Source organism: Kocuria sp. CH-021, assembly GCF_049716185.1.
GTDB lineage: Bacteria > Actinomycetota > Actinomycetes > Actinomycetales > Micrococcaceae > Kocuria > Kocuria cellulosilytica.
On the sequence record NZ_JBNAFK010000012.1, the window covers coordinates 1 to 25,033 of the forward strand.

The 25,033-nt window shown below is 66.7% G+C and carries 16 protein-coding genes; 6 read left to right on the forward strand and 10 right to left on the reverse strand.

All coding sequences use genetic code 11. The features are described 5' to 3' along the window. The first annotated feature begins 444 nt into the window (after positions 1-444). The 4 genes from ACPYN7_RS10700 to ACPYN7_RS10715 all read left to right on the forward strand — a co-directional run bounded on the left by ACPYN7_RS10700 (position 445) and on the right by ACPYN7_RS10715 (position 4,296). Positions 445-1,617, forward strand: a complete 1,173-nt coding sequence (locus tag ACPYN7_RS10700; protein WP_424347620.1) for a hypothetical protein — start codon at positions 445-447, stop codon at positions 1,615-1,617. A gap of 155 nt (positions 1,618-1,772) precedes the next feature. After that, positions 1,773-3,233 carry a hypothetical protein gene (locus ACPYN7_RS10705; protein ID WP_424347621.1) on the forward strand — a complete coding sequence of 487 codons (1,461 nt, stop codon included), beginning with the start codon at positions 1,773-1,775 and terminating at the stop codon, positions 3,231-3,233. Between the two features lie 8 nt (positions 3,234-3,241). Then, positions 3,242-3,529 carry a hypothetical protein gene (locus ACPYN7_RS10710; protein WP_424347622.1) on the forward strand — a complete coding sequence of 96 codons (288 nt, stop codon included), beginning with the start codon at positions 3,242-3,244 and terminating at the stop codon, positions 3,527-3,529. After that, positions 3,526-4,296 (forward strand): hypothetical protein, encoded by a 771-nt coding sequence (locus ACPYN7_RS10715; RefSeq protein ID WP_424347623.1) that lies wholly within the window; start codon positions 3,526-3,528, stop codon positions 4,294-4,296. The genes ACPYN7_RS10710 and ACPYN7_RS10715 overlap by 4 nt, the downstream gene beginning before the upstream one ends. A gap of 157 nt (positions 4,297-4,453) precedes the next feature. Here ACPYN7_RS10715 and ACPYN7_RS10720 read toward each other — a convergent pair whose 3' ends face one another. Further along, positions 4,454-4,939 carry a hypothetical protein gene (locus tag ACPYN7_RS10720; RefSeq protein ID WP_424347624.1) on the reverse strand — a complete coding sequence of 162 codons (486 nt, stop codon included), beginning with the start codon at positions 4,937-4,939 and terminating at the stop codon, positions 4,454-4,456. Between the two features lie 365 nt (positions 4,940-5,304). On the opposite strand from ACPYN7_RS10720, the gene ACPYN7_RS10725 reads away from it, so the two are divergent. Beyond that, positions 5,305-5,844, forward strand: coding sequence for a hypothetical protein (locus ACPYN7_RS10725; protein ID WP_424347625.1), 540 nt, complete (start codon positions 5,305-5,307; stop codon positions 5,842-5,844). Positions 5,845-5,899: 55 nt separating this feature from the next. After that, positions 5,900-6,622 (forward strand): EcsC family protein, encoded by a 723-nt coding sequence (locus ACPYN7_RS10730; RefSeq protein ID WP_424347626.1) that lies wholly within the window; start codon positions 5,900-5,902, stop codon positions 6,620-6,622. Between the two features lie 381 nt (positions 6,623-7,003). On the opposite strand, the gene ACPYN7_RS10735 is transcribed toward ACPYN7_RS10730, so the two are convergent. The 9 genes from ACPYN7_RS10735 to ACPYN7_RS10775 all read right to left on the reverse strand — a co-directional run bounded on the left by ACPYN7_RS10735 (position 7,004) and on the right by ACPYN7_RS10775 (position 24,992). Further along, complete coding sequence (locus tag ACPYN7_RS10735) at positions 7,004-7,615, reverse strand: DUF4352 domain-containing protein (protein WP_424347627.1); 612 nt, start codon at positions 7,613-7,615, stop codon at positions 7,004-7,006. 104 nt (positions 7,616-7,719) lie between these two features. After that, positions 7,720-10,890 (reverse strand): DEAD/DEAH box helicase, encoded by a 3,171-nt coding sequence (locus ACPYN7_RS10740; RefSeq protein ID WP_424347628.1) that lies wholly within the window; start codon positions 10,888-10,890, stop codon positions 7,720-7,722. Between the two features lie 23 nt (positions 10,891-10,913). Beyond that, entirely contained in the window at positions 10,914-12,782 is a 1,869-nt protein-coding gene (locus ACPYN7_RS10745) for a phospholipase D family protein (RefSeq protein WP_272026552.1), read from the reverse strand. Then, positions 12,779-13,990: a DUF6361 family protein gene (locus ACPYN7_RS10750; RefSeq protein WP_424347629.1), complete on the reverse strand. Its 1,212-nt coding sequence runs from the start codon at positions 13,988-13,990 to the stop codon at positions 12,779-12,781. The genes ACPYN7_RS10745 and ACPYN7_RS10750 overlap by 4 nt, the downstream gene beginning before the upstream one ends. Then, the gene (locus ACPYN7_RS10755; RefSeq protein ID WP_424347630.1) at positions 13,987-14,976 is read right to left on the reverse strand and encodes a GIY-YIG nuclease family protein; all 990 of its coding nucleotides are present in this window, start codon (positions 14,974-14,976) and stop codon (positions 13,987-13,989) included. The genes ACPYN7_RS10750 and ACPYN7_RS10755 overlap by 4 nt, the downstream gene beginning before the upstream one ends. A gap of 63 nt (positions 14,977-15,039) precedes the next feature. Next, positions 15,040-17,124, reverse strand: coding sequence for a DEAD/DEAH box helicase (locus ACPYN7_RS10760; RefSeq protein WP_035923649.1), 2,085 nt, complete (start codon positions 17,122-17,124; stop codon positions 15,040-15,042). A gap of 4 nt (positions 17,125-17,128) precedes the next feature. Then, complete coding sequence (gene brxD, locus ACPYN7_RS10765; protein WP_424347716.1) at positions 17,129-18,466, reverse strand: BREX system ATP-binding protein BrxD; 1,338 nt, start codon at positions 18,464-18,466, stop codon at positions 17,129-17,131. Then, the gene (gene pglZ / locus ACPYN7_RS10770) at positions 18,466-21,153 is read right to left on the reverse strand and encodes a BREX-2 system phosphatase PglZ (protein ID WP_424347631.1); all 2,688 of its coding nucleotides are present in this window, start codon (positions 21,151-21,153) and stop codon (positions 18,466-18,468) included. Before pglZ ends, brxD begins: the two co-directional genes overlap by 1 nt. After that, on the reverse strand, positions 21,150-24,992 hold the full coding sequence (locus ACPYN7_RS10775; protein WP_424347632.1) for a DUF6079 family protein: 3,843 nt from the start codon (positions 24,990-24,992) through the stop codon (positions 21,150-21,152). Before ACPYN7_RS10775 ends, pglZ begins: the two co-directional genes overlap by 4 nt. Positions 24,993-25,033 lie beyond the last annotated feature (41 nt).

Sequence of the window (25,033 nt, forward strand, 5' to 3'; positions counted from 1 at the left end):
TCCTCGTCGTCATGCAGGCACTGTGGACCGTTCCCAGGCAGGTGGGCAACGACCGATCAGGTTTTGAGACCAGGTCTAAAGCTGCTGCAGGAGCACGCCCGACCCGCGACTGACATCCCCAGCGTCGGCCACGCGATCGAGCAGTCGGTTGTCGCGCCCTGCCTGCTTTCCCCTGCGCCGTCGTCCCGGGGGCTGAGGACACCGCCACAGCATCAGCCGTGTGAATCGAACAGCGGCACCACGACTCCCGGGCGTCACGAGCCGACGAAGGACGGCGTGGTGGGAGGCATTTCCGCAGATGGAGGCGCCGGGGAGGACGAGTGTGCCGGTTTGTGACACGGCATGGAACAGCACTTCGCCCACTAGATGCATGTAATTGCAAACGCAATCTACTATGCAGTAGTACGAGAGCGAGGGGCAATGAACATGGGGAACAGGCGGCTGATGGCCGCTTCGGCTCTGCTGATGACGGCGGCGCTGGTCACAGGCTGTGGAGAGGCCGAGGCAGTGCCTCCGGCGGGGCAGATGGTCGTCATCGCCGGGGACCGGCAGGGAATGGCATCCATCGTGGACGAGTCGGGCCGCGATCCGGAGATCGTCATCGCGTCGCTGCGCGAGCAGTTGATGGATCGTTTCGACCGCAACATGACGGTGTCCGTCATCCCGGCCGACGGGGATCCGCAGACGGCGCAGACCGAGATCTACGAGCTGGACACCGACAATCCAACCCAGCGCGCGAAGTCCTCAGAGAAGCGGCTGGAGGACCTCAGCGAGAACCTTGCGAATCTCCAGGCCTCCTCTGGCGAGTCCGATGTCCTGAGCGCTCTCGACCTCGGCGGCCGGCCCACCGCCGATTCCGAGAACAAGGTTCTCTACGTCTATGACAGCGGGGTGTCCACCGCCGGCCCCCTGGCCATGCAGAACGGACTGCTCGGCCCGCAGACCGACGTCGCCGAGATCGTGGGGCAGCTTCAGGACGCCGGCAACGTTCCGCACCTGGACGGCGTGGAGGTGCGCTGGTGGGGCATGGGCCAGGTCCTCGACCCGCAGGCCACCGTACCGGTGTGGGCCCGGACCAAGCTGCAGGAGCTGTGGACGGCCGTCGTCGAGGCCGGTGGAGGATCGGTCGTCTTCCACGACGACACCGTGCAAGCCACCGCACCGTCCGGCGCTCTGCCGGACGTCACCCCGGTGACGTTCAGCGACATGGTGGCGAAGCCGGTGTCCGTGGCCGTCCCCGAGTCCCAGGTCTCCTTCCACCCCGACACCGCGGACTTCGCCGACCCCGCGGCCGCAGAACAGACGCTCACCGAGCTGGTCTCCTCCCTGGAGTCGTCTTCGGCCAAGTCCTTGTGGGTGACGGGGTGCACGGCGAACCCCGAGGGTGTTTCTGCAGAGCAGATGCAACGACTCTCCGAGCAGCGGGCACGCACGATCGCCGAGTCGCTGAAGAGCGCCGGGCTGGAAACGGAACTGCACGTGCAGGGCCTGGGCCCCGCATGTCCGGGGCGCACTCCGGAGGTCGCCGGGAACCCCGGTTTGGACGCGGCGCAGGCCAAGAACCGCCGGGTGTTGATCACCTCCACCGAACTCTCCCCCGCGGCCCTCCAGGACTGACGGATCGCCTCCCTCCACCACACATCAGACAGGGAACCGCTCTGCTGCGGAACCGTGAGCACCCTCCGGCTTGATCAGGCTGCGCCGGTGAGCCACACCTACAACACGCCTTCGGCAACGACTCGGCGACCACTGACAGGGAAAGGATCCCCACGATGAGCACTGCTCCCCCTGACGAGTTGCGCGCCGACGCGGCCGGGTCCCACACCGTCCCCGGCCCGGACATCCCGGAGCGGCCCAACCACGCCCAGTTCACCGACGCCTGCTTCCAGGACGGCCTCACGGACGCCGCTCGCGGCATTTTCGACAAGTACTCCTTTACGTCGCAGGCCCCCACCACCTTCGAGCACCGTTGCTCCAGCTGGCTGGGCTTCGCCTTGGGCAAGGCGATCGATCAGCGGCACGAGGACCTGTACACGGCTCGGGACATCACCGCCCGGGCCGAAGCCGAACTCGTGCGGGCGCAGGGTCGGCTCCGTCACACCGAGGAGGAGCTCGTCGAGGTCGAAGGCAGGATCGACGAGACCCGTGCCATCCTCGACGACCCCAGTCACCCCCTCTACGAGCCGCTCGCCGAGATGCTGTCCTCCACCGAACCGGTGGACCAGAAGGCCGCCAAGAAGTCTCGGAAGAACCTGCGCCCGGCGTTCCAGACCGTGCGTCGCATCGCGCTGTGGTTCTGGACCCGCCCGTACCTGTACACGCTCCTGTGGCTGGCCCTGGTCGGCGGTGAAGTCGGGCTCATCTACGGGGTCACCCAGCTCCTCGGCGACAGCCAGCTCACGGGGCAGCTGATGGCTCTGTCCGTGGCAGGGCTTGCGGTGGCGATCGCCTCGTTCGCCATTCCTCCGCTGCTGGACCCTCAGGCCCGCCGCTCCCACAAGACACTCGGCACGATCGCGGTGACTCTCTACGTGGTCACGATCGTGGCGCTGGGATGGTTGCGCTATCTCACCACCCGTCCCGATGTGCTCGACCTGGCTGAGGACGCGGCCGATCGATCCGTCGTGGACATCGTCCTGCCCTGGTTCGGCGATGCGCTGCTGTACTCGATGTGGACGGCTCTGCCCCTGGCACTGACCCTCGCCATCACACTCCTCGAGAACCGCTGGCCCACGAAGCGGTCCACCGGCAACCACCCGAGCGAAGCCGAGCTGGACCGGCTTCGAGCAGAAAACGCGGAGCGGGCCGAGGCCGAGAAGCGAGCCTCGGAGACCGAGCACCAGCTGCAGCACCAGCGCGCCCAGCTCATCACCCACCTCAGGGGGCTGCGGCTGCGCCGGCAGGTCCTCCAGGAGACGGTCGTCGCCCTCCGGGCCGAGGAGACGCACGCGAGGGCCACCCGGGAGAACGTAATGCTCAACGAGCTGGCCATCGACCAGCGGACCCGTGCCCACCTGCAGTCGCTGCCGGAGATGATCCGGGAAGGATTCCTGCGCTACCTCCAGGGTCTGGAGCAGGCCATGGCCGACCCCACCGTGACCGCTCACCTCCACGAGGCCGCGGAGACGTACATGGCCCGCTATGAGCGGGTTGCGGCGGCCAAGGTGGCCGACTACCTGACCTACCTGGACGAGAACCCGCTGGCACCGCCCGCCATGGCCGGGAACCGCTGAGCGCCGCCATGAACGACATCCTCTCGTCCGGCGTGAGCACCGCGATCCTGGTGGTCACAGCACTCCTCCTCCTGGCGTTGATCGTCCTCATCGTGCGCTGGCTGGCCGCCCGCAACGGGGAGGATTCCGACATCGAGACCTCTCCCTGCCCCGCCTGCCCCGGCAACCTCGTCGACTGCTCGCGCTGCGGGGGCCAGTGGCGGGAACGGCAGTGCATCGAGTGCCGGCTGGGTCAGACCTGCACCCACTGCAACCTGTCGTGGGCCTACTACCTCAAGAACGAAAGGACAGCGTGATGGGTCGCTTCCTGGTGCCGTCCGGCCATCTGCTGGCGGGCGCTCCCCCCATGGCCTCCCGTGTGGGCTTCTGGCAACGCCGATCCGCTGTGCGCGCAGGCAAGCGCAGCGCGGCGACGACCGTACCCGACGCCGAAGGCCACCACCCGGCCACCCGCGCGATGGCAGCGGAGATCGCCGAGATCGAGGCGTGGATCCACACCTCGCTGATCAAGGCGGTGGAAGGTCTCGACCGACGGATCGCCCCCGCCGAAGCACAGATCCGCCTGATCACGGACGACCTCCCGCCCGAGCCTCCCGCTGAGCCCCCCGTGGCCCGCGCCCCGATGACCGCCGCCGAGCAGGAGAACGTGCGCGAGCAGGAGAACATGCTCCGTCAGCAGAAAGAACGCCGCGCCGCTGCCCTCGAGGAACTGAACCAGCTTCAGCGGGAGGTCGCCGAACTCAGCCAGCAGCGCGAGCACCTGCACTCCACCGCGGCCGGCGTCCTCTTCTCCTGGATCGCCCGCTTCGACCGGCTGGCCGCATACCACCGTGCAGGGTTCGTCCGCGCGCTGACCCGCCGCTTCTTCGCCCCGCCGCTGACGGTCAAGGACCCCGGGAACCTGCCCATGCCCTCGTACCAGCCCAAGCATGCGTGGTTCGCAGGTGGGCAGCTCCCGGTGACCGTCACCGAGGTCCATCCCGAGCAGCAGCCCACGCTGCGCTGGGCCCACCTGCCCTGGAACCAGGACCGTCTGAACGCGTCAGTGTCCAGGAGCCACTGACCGGAACTGGCTCGCAGTGGAAGCAGTTGATCAGTTGCCGCAGCAGCTCAGTCCGCCCGATCCTGTGCCGAACGCTGGCCCGCGGATTCGTGGCCGCGTGGTGCAGACCCTCGATTGCAGTGACCGAACGCAGTGGTGACACCCCGTCACGGGCCAATCAGTAGGCCGCTGCTGCTGGCTCCAGGGCTCGAACGCCTCGGACCTCCCCCGCCATGTCCCGGATGCCCTGCCACAAGTTGTCTCGGAGAGACATGAGCTCGTACAGATACCTGTCTGGCTGGCGAGCCGTGGCTTGGAGATACCGGTTGCAGGCCCTCGTCATGTCGGACAGGGGTTTCTGGGCACCGGACTCCGGACGAGTCTGCTCGCGCGCCAGGCGAATGCGGTCGCGAATGTCCAGGACGCTGGCGTTCACGTTGTGGAAGTCGGCCAGTTTCTGCGCGCCGGGGACGTCCTTAACGTTGGCGATCGCAGCGAACGCCCTCCGGTGGTGGATCTCATCCACCAGCAGCCGCAGTGCGTGCTTCTCATTGCTCCGTCGCTGCAACCGATAGGTGATCAACGCGATCGTCACGGTCAGGACAGATCCCACCACGGCGCCGATGATTGCGACCCAGAAATCCGGCCAGAATGTGTTCCACATCCGGTCATCATGTCATCAGCTGGGCGCACGGCTACATGTGAACAGGCTCGAGGTGAACCATCATACTTCGGGTTCTCGGAACTGCGACAACTACCAAATTATGCGCTTTGGTCGAAGCAGGCGACGTCCGGCCCTGCGACAAGCCCATACGCCCTGTCGAATTTGTTGGGTCACTATTGCGCCCGCTTCCAGCAAACCCCTGTTTGCAATAGTTATGATGAAGGAACCATTTCGTCGAAGGGCTCCCATGTCACCTCGCGCCAAACGCACGCTAGGCCAAAAACTCGTCCGGGAGTTCGTTCTCCTCACGGGTGCTGTGATCGTCGCCGCGAACACCATGACGCTTGTCTACCAAGCAATCATGAATGTGGTCGCCCCTGAGCACACCGACGGTCTGGCCAGTGCACCCCGAGGGGCGGGGACAGGAGCAACGCCTTGAGACGATCAACCCGATGTACGGCGGCGCCGGGGTCCGCCTGCAGGACGACGAGGCTCGCGTCATGGCGGCACCGCGAGCACCGGGGCCAGCCATGAGCGAGGATCCGCAGCAGCAGGCCGTGGATGAATACCTGGCAGACAAGGGCCTGGACTACCGGCCTGGGGACCGGATGCCGTGGAAGGCCTGGGAGCGAGCCGTATACAAGGTGTCCTGGCGTGTGTCCGCCGCTGGATTCCTCCTGACCTGCCTCACGGCACCCAGCGGGCTCTGGGCATATCCCAGCGTCATGATCATCTGCGGCCTGCTCCTCAACGCCATCTGGCCGGCCATCATCGCTTTCATCCCCGCTTACTACCGCTTCATCCGGGTCTACGACATCGTCAATCCGCGACGGCCCCGCCGCAAGCACGTCTGCGTCGACCAGTGCGACCAGCACCGCCATCACTACGAAGCGGACACACCATGAACCACGCACTTCCCGCCTTGGGTGCACTCACGCAAGAACTCGGAGATGAATCTTGATGACCAATACGACCGCCCCCGAATCCGACGAAACGGCGACGTCTACCGCCGAGAAGGCGTCCGAGCAGCTTGTGAAGCTTGTCGGCAAAGTGATTGACACGGATATCGGTCCGCTAACGGGGTCAATCAAGTGGGCGGAAGACCGGTTGGCCCGCGTCCAGGGAACCCGCTATGAACCCATCGACGAACCGACCAGGTCAGTCGGACCGGACGAGCGCGCCGATATCGAGAAGGTGATCAAGAGACTGATCGTCGAGTCGGTCGAAGCGGCCAGTGTCAACGGTTTCGTGACCGGACTCGGTGGGTTCATCACGATGCCAGTGACCATTCCCGCGAACATGGCCGGCGCACTCGTGATCAATGCACGGCTCGCCGCCGCAATCGCCTACCTACGTGGGTACGACCCGAGGGACCCGCACGTCCGCACGGTGGTCACGCTCATCGCGGTGGGCTCAAGCGCACAGCAGGTCGCGAAAGCATTCGGCATCAAGGTCGGCGAGAAAGTGGCGATTCAGGCGATCAAGAAACTTCCCATGGCGCTGATTCACCAGATCAACAGGAAGGCCGGTTTCATGCTCCTGGCCAAGTACGGCACGAAGCGTTCGGTCGTCACCTTGGCGAAGGGTGTGCCGCTCGTCGGTGGAGTGATCGGCGGCGCGGTGGACGCCACCATGACCAGTGTGGTCGGCCGCACCGCGAAAACGATGTTCCGAATCGACTGATCGGTTCGATTACGGCAGTCGTCTCTGTCTCGGCGTCATTCGACCCCAACGAAAGTGCTGTGTACCCAGCCGGGGCCGCGCCAGGCTCTGGCCGGGTAGGAGTCAGTGTCTTCCTGTATGGAAATTCAGGCGTGCCCGGGCAGAGGACATCAACGCGCTGGACCTTCAAGCCATCAAGCAGCAGTTTGAGCCTGGTCAGGCGCTGATCGAGTGCCGCTTACACGGCCAGATCCGTGCTCACGACTGGCGACTTCAGGCCCCAACGACCTTTCTAATCGTGAAGACCCTCTTCCTGGCCGTCACACCCGACAGCGCGGCGCGGCATCCCGGCTACGAATGCCAAGCCGCCCTACACCTTCAGCGTTGACTCAACAACCGATGTCAGGCCTGCGGGATTTTCCATTCCCAGCCAAGGGACGGATCAATGGACTCGTTGTACACGAGGATGCCTTCGGTGCTCGGTACGTCCAGAACAACCTTGCCCGTCACCCTCTCACCGGGGCCGATAGATGAAAGCAACGTCTCCGACTCCTCCATGCAACCGTAGGACGGTCCGGAACTGACCGAGTTCACAGTTGTCCCATTGGCATCAATCATTTTGAAGGAGTGCGGTGACACATTGATTGGCCCGTACATGACTTCCGTGAACTCTGGTTCGCCTGCCGTTTCCACCTCCATGTCGATCGCGATGAATCGGCCGTTTTCGGGCGCCATCGAGTACGGACTGGTACACACGGGATCCACCTCAATTCCCTTGACGACATAGGTGACGACGTTCTTGCTCGGATCATCCAGCGAGTGGATCCCAGCAGGTTCGCCGATCTCCTTCATGAGATTGCCTCGAGGAGACGTTTCCTGCGTGGACGAAGGCGTCGATTCTGCCGTAGCGGGCTCAACATTGGGAGCAGTCGGCTCCGGGTCGGCTTCGACGTTGGAGCAACCGACCAACATCAGAGCAGGCAGGACAAGGAGGGCAAAGACATTGCGCTTCATCAGGGGGTCCTTCTGTGAGGGGATCTCTAGCATCGTGACATGCCCCAATTTGCGGACGGCAATGCACACCGGACATGCCGGTAACATTTTGCTCACTCCGGGTCTTACGGTCCTGGCTGAGGCCCCAGATCTAAACGCATCCAGTCCAGATCTCGTGACTCGGCGTCCTTGCCGATGACCTGCAGGAATTCCTCCTGCCTTGGCTGACCGAGAGCCATTCGGTAGAGGCCGAGGGCGCGGAGCAGATTCCTGTGCTTGACCCGCTCGGTGCTCAACGGCGCCTGAGGGACGTAGCGCTCGATCTTCGCCCCGTTCTCCGTCTGGCACACCCAGAACGGGTAGATCTCGCTCTCGCCCTCCGGCCGTGCCTGCTCGCCGGCCGCGAAGAGTGCGTCCCATGGATTGTCTGCGAAAGAATTCTCGAGGACAGCCGCGGCGAACTCCTTCGCCACGTTCTTGCGCACGGCATGCCCCTTGTAGCGGTGCACGCGTCCTTCGCGCTGCTCCATGTCAACGGGATTGTTGGGCAGGTTCCAGTGCACGACGGCGTGGCAGTACCGATGGAAGTCCAACCCCTCCTGGCCGATGCTCGTGGAGGCCAGCACGAACGGCCAGAACGGCGAGTTGAAGCCGTCCCGGAGGCTGGTGTCGGCGCGGACGCCCTGGTCGCTCTCCACGCGGCCGAAGCGGGCGGCAGCGTCCGCACGCAGGCGCCGACGCTCCACCACGTGCGAATCTCCGTCAGCGACAATCTCGTCGAAGGAGATCGAACCGCCCGTCTGCGCGGCGTCCCACAGGGCGGCGGTCAGTCGCTCCAGGCGCTTTCGGACTGCGGCGTTCCCGATGCGCGAGGACTCGTCCATGACGTGGAAGTACTCGTCCAGCACGGCCTGCAGGTTGCCCTCCACGCAGGCCGTCAGCACGTTGCGCCACTGCGGCGCGGACGCGCCGGCCCAGCCGCGGACCATGGGTGCCACGCTGCGCCCGTCCAGCAGGGTCCGCATGGCCATTCCGACGAGAACGGAGTCCCACACCACGTCCGGGAACTTGCCCTCAGGCACGGTCTTGTAGAGGGCGCGGTAGGCCACTGTGGCAGGAGCGGCGAGCGCGAGGTCGGTCAGCACGTCGGCCAGGTCGTCGGGGCGAGCGCCGAGGCCGGCGAGGAACTCCTCGTCGACCTCCTTGGCTCGTGCGATGTGCAGGGCGAGGGCGGATTCCTTGCCGTCGTGCTCCTCGCCGCCGCGGCTGTTGTAGTCGAGGGACTTCCAGCCCCACGAGAAGTGCTTCGGGGCCCGGGTCTTCTCGAGGAACAGCGGCGCCGCCCAGTACCACTGCTCGCTCCCCCGGCCCTCGGCATGCCCGGAGGGCAGGTCGGCCAGCAGTTTCTCGACCTTGGCCCGCACCACAGCGCGCACGGCGTCCAGTGGCGCCCGCGTGGTGCCCAGTTCCCGGGCGGCGGCCACGGGATCGCCTGCGGCGCCGAGGACGGTGAGCGGCAGCACGAGCGGCAGCAGCGGCATGCTGGCGAGGCGGCCGTCCGGGGACTTCCGCCACCGCAACAGATAACTGTGCCGGTCGGAGTAGGCGTGAGCATCCTCGGGCCGGTGGTGCTTCTGCTCCACGTGATAGCTGGTCATCGCCGCGATGGACTTCGGAGCGACGTTCCAGGCGGAGAAGATGAGCCGCTTGGTGAGCCCCGTCGTCGTCGCGCGATGAAAAGGGCTGGTCTCGGGCACGGTGTAGTACGGCAGGGAGGCGGGGATCCAGGGGACGTCGGCGAAACCGTAGGTGTCCAGGTCGGACAGCAACCACCGGAGCCGGCCGTTGGCGGGATCGACCGGGGCGTAGCGCTCGATCTCCTCGCCCCGCAGTCGCTGCGCGCCGGCAACGGCACGTTTCGAGAAGCCGGAGTCGTCCTTCTCCACGTGCTCGAGCGCCTTCTGCTTGAGGTCGTAGCCGTCCATGAACTGCAGGACGTAGGGCGCCACCCGCCAGTACTCCAGCACATCGCGGTGACTGCCGACCTCCTGGGCGACCTCGTGCAACCGACGCAGGGCCCGCACGTCGTCGGCCGTGGGCCGTGCCGGCGGAAGCGTCTTCTCGACGAGCATGCCGTCGCGGTCCGGGGTCGCGGCCAGGCGCTCGGTGCGGCACATGACCGCGCGGAGCAGCTCGGTCACGTGCGCGGCGGCAGCGGTCCCGCCTTCGACGTCGTCGGTCAGGGCGGCGTCACGCATCCTGCGAAGCCCGGCCTGCAGCTCGGCGACCGCGGCGGACCCGTCGTCGCCCCGTTCCCCCGCGAGCGCGTCGCGCGACGCCCCGGTGAGGAAACGGTAGGTCTTGAGGAAGTCGCCGTAGTGGTCGTCGCCCACGCCCTCCTCCGGGACGGAGTACATGCTGTAGGGCGTGGCGGAGAGCAGCACCACGCGGGCACTCTCGTGGTTGAAGACCGCGTCGGCGAGCTCGGACATCTCCGTGTCCTCGTGCAGGAGGCTCTTGAAGCGCTGGAACTCGTCGAGGATCACGAGGTCCGGCTCCAGGGCGTCGACGGACGCTTGCGCGACCAGCCGTCGCAGCTCTCCGATCAGGCGGTAGCGCCGGTGGGAGAGCGGCCAGTCCGGGCTGCCGGTCGCCGACACGAACTCGGCGGCGGTTTCCTCGAGCCGGTGGCCCAGTCCTGGGTCCCGGAGAACGGCGAGGCGAAAGCGCTCGAGAATCTCGGCGTCGATAGTGCCGGCGTCGAAGCCGGCCACCTCGGCCGCGTAGTTCTTCGGCCGCTTGGTGCCGCAGAAAAAGACCAGCCACTCCGGCCGCTCCACCACGTGCTCGCCGACGACCTGGGCGAGCATGTGCTGGACCAGCACGCGTTCCTCGCTGCGTCCGCCGGACTGGCTGATGTTGAAGGACGTGCCCGGAGTCAGGCTGAGCAGGTTGACCTTGTTCGCGGCCAGGTTGCGCACCTGGGTGGGGAGCATCGTCAACCGATCCACCTTGGAGATGCCGTAGTCGGCGATGTCCAGCGTCCGGATGTTCTGGGCGGCGATCTGCTGGCTGGAGCAAATGTAGACGATGTCGATCCGGTCGACGTCCGGCGACTCCCAGAGGTGGTCGATGGTCTTGGCGATCAGGCCGCGGGCGACGAGGGTCTTGCCGAGGCCGACCTCGTCGGCCACCAGGAAGCGGCGGCTGGAGTCCTCGTCCTCCCACAGCCGGTGGTGGGCGTACTCCACGGTGCGGCGCTGGAAGTCCTTGAGCCCGTTCAGCTCCCGATCCACGTCGGGACGGCGCGGTACTGCTCTCACGAGGTGGTCACCGCCTCGCGGACCACGGTGACGAGTTCCTCCAGCCCGTCAGGGAGGAGGTGCAGGGCCTCGACGGTCCTGAGCTCGCCGACGAGCCGGTCGATGCGCCCGAGGGCGTCGGCGTCACCGTGCACGGCGGCCCTCATGAGGGGCTCGAACAGGACCACGTCGGCGCTGTGCCCGGTGCCGCCGGCCCCGAAGAAGGCCGCCGCGCCCGTGGTGCCGCCGAAGCGCAGGGCCTGGGAGAGCGTGACGTCGCCGAGCAGGAACGCCAGGTAGCGCAGCACGTCCTCCGGGGTCTTCAGCATCTCGGCCAGCACGCGCGCGGACCGGTCCCCCGGTGCGCCGTGCAGATCCGCGACCAGCACCGCAGAGCGCTCGACGACGACGTCCCCCACCGCGATGCGACTGCGCACGCACAGCAGGGGCGTGATCCGCGAGGCGTCGACGCGCGTCCACGTCAACTCCTCACTCAGCGTCCGCTCCTGGGCGGGCAGCGAGAGCAGGCGGACGGTCGTCGTGACGCCCTCCGGTTCATCGACCGCGCCGCTGAGGGAGGCGTCGAGCGTGTACGTGCCGTCGGCGTCCTCGGCGGCGTCGAGGCGCAGCCCGGCACCGGCGAGGGCGGCGTGGAAGCGCTCGAGTTCCCGCTCGGCCCGTTGCCGGGCGATCGCGGTCTCGTCCGGCGGCTTCGGGTCGTAGGGCTGGCAGACCGCGGACAGGCCGAGATTGCCGTGGGCGCCGGTCCAGATCTCGTCGATGAGCCCCTTGCGTCCGGTCAACCGGACGCCGAACTCGGCGTTGCGGCCGAAGCCGCCGCGGGTGGCGTTGGCCGAGCCGACGTACAGGGTGGTGCTGTGGCCCCGTTCCACGAAGTAGATCTTGGCGTGCAGTCCGGCCAATCGGCGGGCCCCCGCCGGTCCTGCGCTGTGCTCACCGGCCGCATCCTCGGTGCCGTCCAGATCCGCCGAGGGGTCCAAGACGAAGGTCTCGACCCGGTCTCCCAGATCGCCGAGGGCGTCGAGGCTCTCGGCGCGAGAGAGCAGCCGGACCTTCCCGCACCGATCGACGAGGTCGGGGAGCGAGGTGTCGAGGAAGGGAGAGATCACCAGGGCACGAGTGGCGCGGTCCTGGGCGTGGACGCCGCCGGTCACGTCGTCCCACAGGGACCGGGAATGCACCCTGCTCTCGCCCGTGCGGGCGACCCAGGCGGCGTCCTTAAACCCGACCGGGGCCGCGAAGGACACCCCGCGCAGCGAGGCGTTCAAGTCGGTGAGCTCCGCCGCCCGGTCAGTACTGAGTCCGGGGGCCACGGCCCAAGAGGCGACCGTTTCCAGGTAGTCCGCCAGCTCTTCGCCGGGCACCAGGTTCTCTCGTGGGTCGTCGGACTCGTCGAGGACGAGGATGGTGTCCCAGGAGTTGTCGAAGGTCAGGTTGCGGCTGAGCACGAGCACCCGGTGGACACAGTTCTCCTCGGCGTCGCGGAAGCGCAGCACCCAGACCTTCGGGTGGAACACGCCCCCGGTCCCGGGCACGGCCACCTGGACGAGCGAGCCCTCCAGGTAGGTCAGCATCGGCCGGTACTTGGCCGGCACTGCGATGCCGCCCGCCTGCACGAGCACGGTCAGCCGGTCCGCGTAGCGGCGCACCGATTCCAGCAGCGCCACGGGATCGACGCCCTGGTCCGGGTCCCCGGGTTCTTCCGCGCTTTCCCGCTGGTCGATCGCGGCGAAGGTCAGCGGTACGAGCAGCAATGCCACGAGGTCCAGGGAGTAGGTCGTGGTGACGGCGCGGCCCAGCTCCATCCCGGGTGGGGGCTCGAGCGCGTCGGTGAGGAGCTTGCGGTCCTCGGGTCCCAGACTCATGCGGGGACCTCCACGAGGGCACTGGCTTGGATGTCGTCGAGGATCCGCCGGGCGGTCGGCCAGTTGTACTGCAACTGTGCCAGCGCCGACGCGCCGCTCCAGGCGTTGAGCGCGCTCGGGTTCACGAGCCGGGCGCGCGGACCCTTGAGCGACCGCTCTCGGTGGGCAATGAGCTCGCGGGCGCCGTCGTCGTCGACGATCCCCGGCCCGGAGGCGACGAGCTCGTGCCACCGGTCCACGAACGTGCGCGTGGGGCGGCTGATGCGGGCACCTGCTCCGGAGAGAAGTCGCCAGAAGGCATCGAGGCTCCAGTTCCGCAGACCGTCCGGGCCGTCGACGGCGGCGCGCCACTCGACGAGATCCGCGCGGTATCGCTCGGTGCGCTCCGCGTGCTCGGAAGCCTCGGCGAGCTGGAGGTTGTAGAGCAGCGCGGCTCCGCGGTTGAGCACGGAGAACGCCCGGCCGTGCTCGACCCACTCGGCCATCGCGGCCGGGAACTCGCCGGCCTGCGGGTGCTCCCAGACGAAGTCCCTGGCGGTCCCGACCTCGACCTCCTCGCGCAGGAACCAGGCGTAGAGACTCTCCGGGTGCGAGGTCATGATCCGCCCGCGCAGGTAGTCCGCCTCGGCAGAGGTGAGGGCGAAGCTCGTTCCCTGCGGCCAGTCGCGCGGACGGAGGAGGAGCGCGTGGGGATCGATGCCGGGACGGAGCAGCGCAGGCCCGTGCTCGTCGTCGGCCTCGCGTGGCGCCCGGCGGATCTCGGCGGTGTGGGCGGCCCCGTCCCGGAGCAGGCCGGCGATCGAGGCACGGCTCGTGGTGAGGCCGTAGCTGCGCAGCGCCGCCCAGTACATGGCCGAGGGCATGCGCCGCAGATCGGCCCGGGCCTGGCCGCCGATCAGCCCCTGCCGGTCCTCGCTGTCGGCCAGCACGTCGATGAGCCGGACCTCGCCCCGGCGCAGTTCCGCGACGGCCGCGTCGGCGTCCCTGGCCGTCATGGCGTCGGCGACGAGCCACGGAATGAACAGCAGGTACCGAGCCCGGGTGTGCAGGACCGAGGAGCCGGGGAACAGCTGCTGGGTGATCGCGTCACGGATGCTGCCGACCCCGAGCTCGTCCACGGTGGTTCTGTCCCGGAACGCGTCGAGGACGGCCATGGCCTGATCGCGCTGGCGGGAGTCGGTGTCGAGCCAGGACAGAAGGGAGGTCACCGCGATCGAGCTTCCTGCCGGATGCGGTCGAAGATGTCGTCGGCCAGCGGGATGCAGTGGTACCGGCCCATCATGGATGTGCCCTTGCGGAGCAGCCCCATGGCGGTGATGCGGGCGGCATCCCGGACCAGTGGATGGTGGACGGCGAACTCCAGGAAGGCTGCCTCCGCCTGGATGCGCTGGACCTCACCCACGGTCCGGTACTCGTCGGTCTCGATCTCCAGGCTCGACGGCAGGCGAAGCCCGGGAGCCACGTTGAGGAAGCCGTCGAGGTAGACGGTTCCGTCGCGCTCGGTGCTCTCGCCGATCACGAGGGTCTCGACGTTGTTGACGGTGATGGCGGCGACCCGTTGCCAAGTGGCGGTGCGAGCGGTGCTGGGCATGGCGGTGACGCACCAGAACCGCTGCTCCGTCCGGTCCGGCGCAGGGATCACCTGCCGGACGTAGGCGGCGAGGATGTCGAGGAGCAGGTCGTAGTAAGGACGCTCCGAGAGCACCACGACGTTCTTCGCCGAGCGGTCACGACCGACAGAATGCAAACACCGGTCACTGACGTCGGCATCTGGGTCTACCCCGCTCAGCCACTCCTCCTGCTCGGCCCGCGTGACGACGAAGTCCACGGCTGCGTCCACCATCGGCAGTCCGACGAGCGCGGAGTTCCGCAGCCGAACTCCTTCTTGTTCCTTCGACTGGATGACTCGGCGTTCCGTCTGGTCGAGCTCCGCCACCGGGATGGGAGCGAAGTCGAGCGCCACGATGGGGTCGGCCCATGACCGAACGTGCGTGCGGAATCGCGTGAGGACGTTGCGGGCCTGTCCCACGTATTCGTCGCCGTCGGCGAAGCGCAGGACATAGATCCCGCATCGGGAAGCGCCGGCGGGGAACACGGCGCTCACTGCGGACAGGGAGTCAACGTCGCGGACGTCGATGCGGGTCAGGGTCAGAGGCTCAGCCGCCCCCGTCATGCTTTGACCGGGTTCATCCAAGGTTCCACCAGCACACACGCTCGAAAAAGTCCTCGACGACATCGACCGTCTGGTCGACCTGTCTCATTTGGACACCTCCCTTTGCTCCGATGCAGCCGCTGCTGCACCTACTTTGTCTGCGAACCGCTCCGAGAGCGTCTTGATAGCGGTCGCTTCCGGCAGGGCTGCAGAGAACTTCAGGGTCTCGACCATCTCTACAGGGACGCGCGGCACCACGTCATCGAACGAAATCTCTGCGAGCTTCTGCAGATCCCCCACACCCCGCAGAATCATGACGTCGTTGTATGACCGTCCCTCCGCTCCCCCCAGGCCCGCGCGCAGTGTCTCATTGGCCTTGAGCCCCGCCCAGGTCCACAGATGTGTGTTCTGCCCCGACCGTTCGAGGACGAGCCCGTCCATTGAGACCTGGTCGAATCGCGTCTCGCGGACAAGGTCCAGCCGCTCACTTGCGCGCCGTGACAGCGGCACATCTGGCGTCTCGCCGAGGACTACATCGCGTTGCGCCCGCATCATCTCAAACGACAGTGCGATTGCGTCGCTGTGCCACCGGACATCGCCCTTGTACGTCACCGGGCTGACGACGACTTCGAACCGTCCCCAGTTCACGTGCTCGATGTGCCAGGCCCGCCCGTTCATGAGGATGGGCTTGGCCTCGAGACTCTTCGAGCCTTCGCGCGGCAACGTAAGTGGTGAGATGAACCCGAGCTCCTTGTTCCCGCTCACGACGCGCAGTTCCTTCTCGGCGTTGAATGAGCTGAGAAGATCCATGAAGTAACGGCGGCCGAATGCCTTTTCCGCGGCCGGGCCAATCATCAGCAGACCGCCGTCCTCGACGAGGAAGCCTTCGTCTCGAAGGTATGCGAGCACTTCATCGCCATCGTCCATCAGTCCCAGTGTCCCCCACCACTCCCGCCAGGTGTTGGCCCCGTAGGCGCCCTCCTGCAATGCGAGCGCCAGAAGCTGCTGGGCAGTGAGGTGCCGCGGGTGTGGCGGTGGCGTGATGGGCTCAACGAAGCCGCGCTTCCACAACAGAAGGAGGCCTGCGGCCTCGAGGAACGTCTCTGAGCTGGTGGCGAGGAACAACGTGTTGCGCCTTGTCTCGGGTCGACGTCCTGTTCTCCCGAGCCTCTGAAGGAATGAGGCAACAGTGCGAGGCGCATCGATCTGGATGACACGGTCCAGATCTCCAATGTCGATGCCGAGCTCAAGCGTGGAGGTGGCGACGATTACGGTGTTCTGAGCTTCGGCAAATGCCTGCTCGGACCTGCGCCGCTCCTCTGGGGGAAGCGACGAGTGGGAGACGAACGTCTCGACGCCGAGCGTGCGCAGTTCGAAGGCAAGCTGCTCGCTGACGCGGCGTGACTCGCAAAAGACGAGCCGCTTCTCCCCGTGGTGGAGTGCAGCGACGACCTTCGCCGCGTTCGTCACCGAGCCGACGTAGTCGAGCAACACCTCAGGCTCGGGCGCGGACGCCGCTCCCTCCTCGGAGACCACCCGAAGTTCCCGTTCTCCCGATCCGGTTGCGGCTTCGCCACCTTGAAGCCAGCGCCCGATCGCCTGTGGGTTGCCGACCGTCGCCGACAGGCCGACTCTCTGGATGGGCCGCCCTGCTATCCGTTCCAGACGAGCCAGAACACCGAGCAGGTGCCATCCGCGGTCAGAGGCCGCGAACGAGTGCACTTCGTCGACGACGATGGAGCGTAGCCCTGAAAACAACCGGTTGTGGTCGACGCGTCGCGACACGAGCATCGCTTCGAGTGATTCGGGTGTGGTCAGCAGGATGTCCGGCGGGTCGGCGAGAATTCGCCTGCGCGCGGTGTCGCCGACGTCGCCGTGCCACAGTCCCACGCGGCGACCAAGCCAGTCGCTGTACGTCGTGATGCGTGGGTGCAGGTTGTTCAGCAGTGCCCGTAGCGGTGTCACGTAGAGGACGGTCAGGCCGTGCCACTCCTCCTGAACCATTAAGGAGAGCAGCGGGAAGACGGCGGCCTCTGTCTTCCCGCTGGCAGTGGGTGCGATAAGCACGCAGTCGACACCCGATCGCACGGGCTCGATAGAGGTCGCCTGTAGGGGGCGCAGATTGGACCATCCCAGCGAGTTGACGACGTGGTACTCGATGACCTCGTCGAGACCGGTGCCGCTTGCCATGGCGCTAGAAGCCTAGGTCGACGTCGTCGACCGACGGCACCGCGCGCAGGTCACCATGTGACTGCGCTTCCCGCTCAACGTCGGTGAGCTCCGAGACGCTGAGCGTGAGCTCGTAGTGCTTGTGCGGGTCAAAGTCCGGGAATTGATCGACACGGTCGAGTACGTCCGCAACAAGCTTCTTCAGGAAAATGCGCGGCGCCACGCCGGTGCGGCTGCCCAGTTCCCCGGCGACCGCACCGGCGAGGTCAGCGATGTAGGCGTCGTCGACGACCGCGTGAATGCGCTCGGCAGCCTCGGTCCCCGCAGCATAAATATCGCGGACACGGCTGCCGAGCTCTATCAACGAATCAGGTGTGAATCCGTGCAGGCGGATCTGCATCGCCCGTGGGTTGTCGAATCGTGCGTCGGTTGCAAAGTCGGTCTGCAATCGCTGGGCGAGCGGCGCCAGTCGCTGGACCCCTTGATGGCCGTCGTAGAAGGCAGGTGTGCCCGTCATGAGGAGGTACAAGCCGGGAAAGCGTCCGCTGTCGATTTCGTCCATGAGCTGGCGCAGCGCGTTGAGCGACTTCTCGCGCACATCGGAGCGCATCCGCTGGAGGGTCTCGACCTCGTCGAGAACGAGCACGAGCCCTGCGTAGTCCGAGTCGCGCAGCACGGTCAGTAGCCCCTGGAGGAACCCGAGCGCGCCAAAGTGATCGAGTTCGCCCCGAACGCCGGCCGACCGACGTGCGCTGGCAGAAACGTGCGGCTGGCCACCAAGCCACGCCAGAAGGGCATCTGCTTCAGCATTCTTTCCGCTCACGCTCATCTGGCGGTACGCGCGCAGAGCCATGGCGAACGCGGGTGCTTTCTTCGACACCGATGCGAGTCGCTTCTCGAGCAACTCGTCGGTCCGATGCTCGAGGTCAGTAGAGTCAACGGGCCCGGCGGCCAGCACGTCCTGTCCAAGTACGTACAGCCAGCCGTCGATGACATCGCTGAATGCTCCGCTGGAGACAGTAGGGGTCGAGAGGTTCTCGATGATGCGCCGGTAGACCTTCTCCAGCTTGTACAGCGGCGTTTCGGTGTCGGAGATTTGGATCTCGGCAGTCACGAAGTTCTTTTTCTTGGCCTGCTCGGTGAGCCAGCGGGAGAAGAATGTCTTGCCGGACCCGTATTCGCCCCTGACCGCTTTGAACTGAGCTGCGCCTTGCTTGACTGTGTCTAGCTCGTCATCGATCGCGGTCCCGAACCTGCCGAGCCCTACGGCCATGACGTCGAGCCCTTGTTGGGGCACGGTGCCGCGGCGCAGCGCGTCAATGATCTCCCTGCGCCGCCGCGTGCTGATCGCAATATCTGCCATCACTTCACTCCGAACTGGTCCTTGAGCATGTCGACATCGAGCCGCAGAGTTTTACCATCGCTGTCGTAGGACAGGATGTCGTAGCCCTCGACATTCAGGACTCGTTTGACCACGGCCAGCCCTTGCCCGATCCTGGCGTATGGCAGTCCGGCGGCCGACGCGACGGTGTCCTGGTGCGCTCGCCCCCCGCGATCTACAAGGGTGCGCAGCACCGGCTCCACGAGTGCTCCGGCCCCGGTGGCTGCGCGCCCGGCGAGATCTATCTGTTCGGAGTAGACCGGCGACGCAAGCACTCGGGCAATGAGGTAGTCAGTCTTCGCCGCCGCGGGAGTCGGAGTCTCGGTGACCTCGAACAACGTGGGCACCGCCTTGTCGACAGCAGGCTTTTTGTGCGCCTTTTTCGCCGGAACAGTCGTAGGCGCGGGCGGTGTCTCAACGATCGGGTCGTTCCACCACGCGGGCGCTTGCGGTGGCGCCGCCTGCCAATCGTCCGGCGCCGACTGAGCCAGCGACCGCTGGTACACCAACACCGGCACCGTCAGCTCGGCCAACGACGCGCCACCGTGGTACCCGGCCCGAGCTGGCCCGTATCGTGCATCGTCACGCCACAGGAGGATAGCCTCGCCAGCGTCGGGCGCAACGCGTGGCCCGCTCACCAGCACCTCACCATCTCGGACCGGGCCCGAAGTTACCGGTCGCCAGCGCGAATCGCCGCCAGCCACGGCGGGGAGCATCTCGGTCTGCCGCTCGACGACGTGACCGTGGTCAGAGGTGAGCACGACGGCGCGCCCGGCGATCGATGCGGCATTGAGCAGAGCTCGTAGCGGCTCCAGATCCCTCATGGCCCAAGGCCGGCCGGCGGTGTCATTTTTGTGCGTCGCGTCGTCGATGGCGTTGATGACCACTCCGACCACCGGGACGGCTGCGTCGGCGATCGCCGATGCGACGTCTTCCGCGAGCTGGGACCCACCGGTGGCTCGCAACTCGCCCTTGTGGAACACCCGCGCGCCAGGGAATGCCATGGCCAATCCGGATTTCTCCGTCGCCGAGTTACCTTGGCGTATCTCGCCGCAAAACAGGCTGGTTCGTGAAATCCCGGTCATCGATGGCAACGATGCCACAGCGGCAAGGCGGCGCTTGGTCACGGCAGGTACCCATTCGACGAGACCTGAGCGACCGACCTCGGTAGCGAGGTCGACCGCCACCGTGCCGCTCATACCGTCCAGGACCACAAGGAGCACTCCGCCGTAGGACTTCCACGGATTGACTACCGTGTGCAGTACGTTCTCGATGCCCAGGGCTGGTCCGTCATTTAGCAGGTCTGCCATCGAACGCATCACCGCAGAGTGGCCGAGGTGCGCCGCAGCGACCTCGTCGCGTTTGCGGCGCCGGTCGCGCACACGCTCGATCAGCCGCCCGTATGCGGCACCCACCTCAGCGTCAGATGAGCCGCTCCACAACACGCCGAGCGCGGAGTCGACCCACGCGCCATCGTCGAGCTGCCGCTGGAGATCTTCCCCAAGACTGTGGACCTCGGACTCCGGTGAGGCAAGCCAACGGGAGAGCCGGAGTGCCATCCGCGGTGCAAGGTCCTGGCCGGCGAGGGTTGCCTCGCGGTGGTCGAGAACCGCCGCCAGTGCTTCCTCAGCGCTAGGACCATCGTCGAGTGCCTTGCCAAGCGCGCGCAGGCGGGCTGTAAAGCCGGGGCGCAGGATCGACGAGCGCTCGGCCCCGGCGGGCCAGCCGAGGTTATCGCGCAGCAGCGCCTCGGCCTGGTCGAGTACCACGCCGAGCCGTCCCTCGGGGTCACCCTCTCTCGACAGGCGCAGCACAGCGGACACCGATGCGTTGGCGATCTCCCGCGCCTGAAACAGTGTGATAGGTCTGCCGCCCACGTAGCGCTCGAGCAACCGGGTGCGCGCGGCAACCTGCTCTTCGGTGAGATCGCCGGCAGGGTCAGGCCACAGCACGTCGATGGCCAGCCCAAGCGCAAGGGGCTTGACGAGTCCGCCTGGGGCGGCGGTCGCGCGGAGCGCGAACCCGGCGGCGGTGCCGTACTGCTGCTCGGCCCACTCGATCAGGTGGTCCTGCAACTCTGGATCCACCGCAGACCAGGAAGCGCGGGACCCGTTGCTCAGCGTGGTGAGGATGACGACGCCGTCCAGATCACCCGAGTCAAGCTCCAACAGGTTCGCCAGCAGGCCGCCGATGGCGTGCTCGGCGGTCACGGCAAGATCGGTCGACGGCGCCCATCCCCCGGCAGGCTCGTGGTCGAGCAGTGCAGTGGCCGCCCAGTCAAGCCGGCGCAGCTCGCGGCTGACTTCACGCGCCCCACCGAACAACGCCGGGACACTCCCCCACTCATCAGGGTCCTCGATCTGCTGGCGGTAAGCCCGGGCAAGCACCGTGTCACCGAGATCAGTGCGTGGCCGGTCGGTGAGCACAACCAGGTACTCGTCGTCGGCCTGGGCAACGTAGGCGTTAAGGATTGCCAGCTGGGAGATGCCCTCCACCACCCGGACGCGATGACCGTCAACCGTCAGGTCTTCGCCGTGCCAGCGCGGCTGAGCACGGATCACGAGCACGCGCGAATCTCCGCCCTTGGCGATGAGCTCGGCGGCTCGCGACCGCACGAGCGCCTCGGATACGGCGACGGTGCGCGCTGCTTCGGTTGAACTGCTAGTCACTCCCACCTCCAGCTCACCCGCAGCTTCTTGCCCGGAACTGGGTTGGCCAGCTCGTCGCTGATCTTCTGCCCAATCTCTTGAACCTCGACCACGCGCGCGACCACCCGGCTCTTCTCAGCCATCCGCTTCCGCTCGCGCTCTTCCTCCTCGAGCCGGATTTGGTTCAGCTCCGCAAGCTTGCGCGCGAGCTCCGCCTCGCGCGCCTCCTGCTCGCGACGCTGAGCCTCGAGCCGCTCTCGCTCCTGATGCAGCTCCGCCTCACGGGCCGCGCGCTCCACGGCCGCCTTGCGCTCGGCCTCTTCCCGCTGCCTGTGGGCTTCCTCCTCGCGGCGACGCCGCTCCACTTCCTTCAGTCGACGCCGCTCGATCTCTTCCGGGTCGTCGAACAGAGCCTCGGTTGCCTCGCGCGCTGCAGCGTCGAGGGCCGGCTTAAGGGGGGCGTGCAGCTCTGACTGCCGCGCAACCTCTCGTAGCTGCGCCAGCGCGCGGACCGCGCGGTCACCGCCCAGCGCGGGCAGCCTGTCGATGAGCTCCCAGTTCGCGCCGCGCAGCGCCGCCACGACATCGCCGGACGCGCTGATCGATCTGGCGATGGCCTGCGACTCGGCAGGGAGGTCGAACTGGGCAAGTGCCTCGATCCTCGCCACCGGTCCATCGGCCGCGGCAAGGACGGCGACCAGGTCCCGTGCGCGCGTCACCGTCTGCCACCGCGGCGCGGTCTCGTCCAGCCCGAGAGTTTCGGAGTGCGCAAACAGCTCCGCCGCTGCGTCCTCCGTCGTGTGTAGCGCCGGATGGACCTTGCCCTTGAGCGCCTCGCCCACGCGCTGCAGCGCGGCGGTCGAGAGATGGTACTCGTCGACTCCCACGCCGAACAGCGCCTTGGCCCGGGTCCGCGCGACCTGCCATTCCTCCTCGGACGGCAGCACGGGCTCGCGGAGGAGCATGTCCGGGGTCAGCGCACCGATGCCTGGCTCGGATGTGCGGGCGCCGGCGCGGTACCACTCGCGGTCGGTGATCTTGGCCCACGCCAGAACGAGCAGGTCCATGGCGTCGCTCGTCATGCCACGCTCGGCCAGGACGCCGCGCAGGGCCCCGACGGTCACGTCGCCGGTGCCCGCGGCGCGAGTGAACTCATCGAAGAACGCGAAGTGCTGAGCATCCAGTGCGTAGGTGGTCTCGCGTAGTGCCCCGACGCCGTAAGCGGTTACCACGCGGCGCACGCGAGTTCCGGTGGCCCGGTTGACGTTGGCCAGACGACCGCCGGCGTCCACGGCCTTGCGCGCCAGGTCCAGCACGGCGTTCAGCTCGGCCCGGCGGACCTCCTCGACGCCGCGCTCGATCTCAGGGTGCTTGGGGTATCGGGAGGTCAGCGCGGACCCGAGCACGCCAGCGACGGCGTCGCGCAACGTCGCCACCGAGGGCTGGGTCGGTGCGAACCCGTCGGCAAGGGTGACGAAGTTGGTGCCGGCGAGCTTGGTCCCGAGGTTCTCGTCGTTCGCCGACGAGTCGACGCCATAGGCCTGGCGCAAGAGCGCGGCGAGCTGGCTGCGCAGCGAGTCGCGCTGACCAGTCAGTAGCCGACGCGCTGGCTCGCGGTCGTTGACCGGCAGATTCGCGGCGTACTGGTCGAACCGGTCGCCGATGAGCAGGTACTCAAGCTGAACTAGCTTGCCCACGTCCTCCATGCGCTGCGTGGTCAGGAAGTGCGGCACCCACACGATCGTGTCGCTGAGGATTCCTTCCTGCCGAAGCGTGTAGATGCGCTCGATGTCATCGGACGGTCCGCGGTCATCCATGTCGTCGAACGGGAAGTCGACCACGAGCTTCCACCGCCCGTCCGACGCCTTGAGCGCCTCGACGGGGAGCGCGATTTTGTCCCGGACGTTCCCGAACACGACGTCGACCGTCTGCTTCTGGCCCCGCCAGATGTGGTCGACCGTGTACTCGCCGGCGTACGAACCGGTGGCGACGGCGCCGATCTCGGCGACGAGCGTGTCGCGGATAAGTCGACGGCGGTTCGCGTGCGAGTCCTCCTGCGTGACGTGCGCGAGGATCGCGTCGAAGTCCACGCCCGTCAGCTGCAGGCTGATCACCGGGTCCGCGGTCGAGCCGACAGTGATCTCGGAGAACTTGGCCTGCCACTCAGTGGCCAGGGTCACGACCTGCCCGGACACATTCCCGCCGAACATCGACACGACGCTGCCGAAGTTGAGTGCGGCGAGCTTGGACGCCGTCAGGTCCTTCAGCGACGTGGCCCCGGGTGCGATCGCCGCGACAAGGAGGGTCTTGGCGAGGCGGTCCTCGCGGCGGAACGGGTGGTTGCGGTCGAGAGTCCGGGCGTCCGTGTCACTGACGTGGTGCTTGTCCAGCAGGTACGGGCGCATCTTGCCGCGGTAGAACGATGCGGCCGCCTCGAAAACCTTGACCATGTCGTCGGTCAGCGGCTTGGCGTCACCGAGCACGACGACGTCGAACAGATCGCCGACCGGAATGACGTCTCCGACGGTGAGCTCTTCACGTCCGCGGTACAGCAGCTCGCTCATGATCTTCAGCGCGGTGCGCTCGCGCTGCATGATTGCCGACAATGCGACCATCGCGTCCACGAGCGCCGGTGAAAACGGGTACACCTTTTCGAAGTCGACGGCGCCCGAGCCGGCCGCATCCGTCAGCAGGTGCCTCCAGTCCGTCTGGTTGGCACGCACGCGGGCGACGGCAGCGGCTAGTGCTGTCGTGCCGGCCTCCGACGTGGGCGTCAGCAAGCGCTTGTTGACGATTTCTGGAAGGTCGGCGGCGGCAAGGGTGATCTTGTCGAATCGGTCTTCCCACCACTGAAACGAGTCCTCAAGCGCGACTTGTTCGGCGCCGACGTTGCCGCCACCAAGGAACTCTTTCAGCGCTCGCTGCCGCGCGACGAACGAAATCATCGGGATCGCCATCTGCCCCGACCCGGTCTCGACGAGCTTGGCCACCTTGGAGGTCTCGTTCTGGATGAACGCCGAGTCACGCAGGTGGTTGGCCAACCACAGCACCAACTCGTCCAGGAACAGGACCAGTCCGTCGTAGCCCAGGCCTTTGGCGTGGGCGGTCATGATCCGCAGGCCCTGGTCGATCGGCAGCCAGGCCGAGGTGGCTGTGTAGGCCGGGAAGTAGGTCTCCACGAGTTTCACGGCCACCGCCTGCCGGTCGCGGTCGCTCGCTGTGCCGTTGGCGGCCGCGTCGAGCTCGGCGGGGGTCAACCTGCCCTCACTCAGGGTGCCGAACACTGGGTCGAAGTCAGCCGCAAACTTCGAGAAGAAGAGCTCGTCGCCAATCTGCGTCCGCAGCGCTTGGGCATTCTGGAACAACAGGTCGCTCTGATGGAGCACAGGGGCGGCAGCCTCCGGGTGCTTCGCCTTGACGGTATTGATGTATCCAGAGAACAAAGCACTCTCGAAGGACTCGGCCCCGATGAGGTGATAGTCGACTGCGAGGAACCTCCTTGCCAGGACGTCTGCATACTCGGCCACGACGGCCTGCAGCCCCTCCAGCGCACGCGCGTGCGGGTTCCCGCTCAAAAGCAAGTGCATTACGGCCATGTAGTGCGACTTACCGGCACCGAACGAGCCGTGGATGAACGCGCCCTTGGCGTTGCCGCGAGTGAGCGAGGACTTCACTAGGGTCAAGCCCTCGCCGAAAGCCTCGGCGATTTTCTCCGTGACGACATAGTCCTTGAGGGTTTGCTCGGCGGCAGGGACGCCCTCGTGGATGCGCATGACGAAGTCGTCGTCGTGGACGGCCTCAGGTACGCGGATCGCGTCGCGCAGCATCATCGCCAGGGCGCCTGTGGTGTGGGTGTTCATCGGTGAAGATTTCCGTTCATCAGGTATGTCGCCTCTCCTCT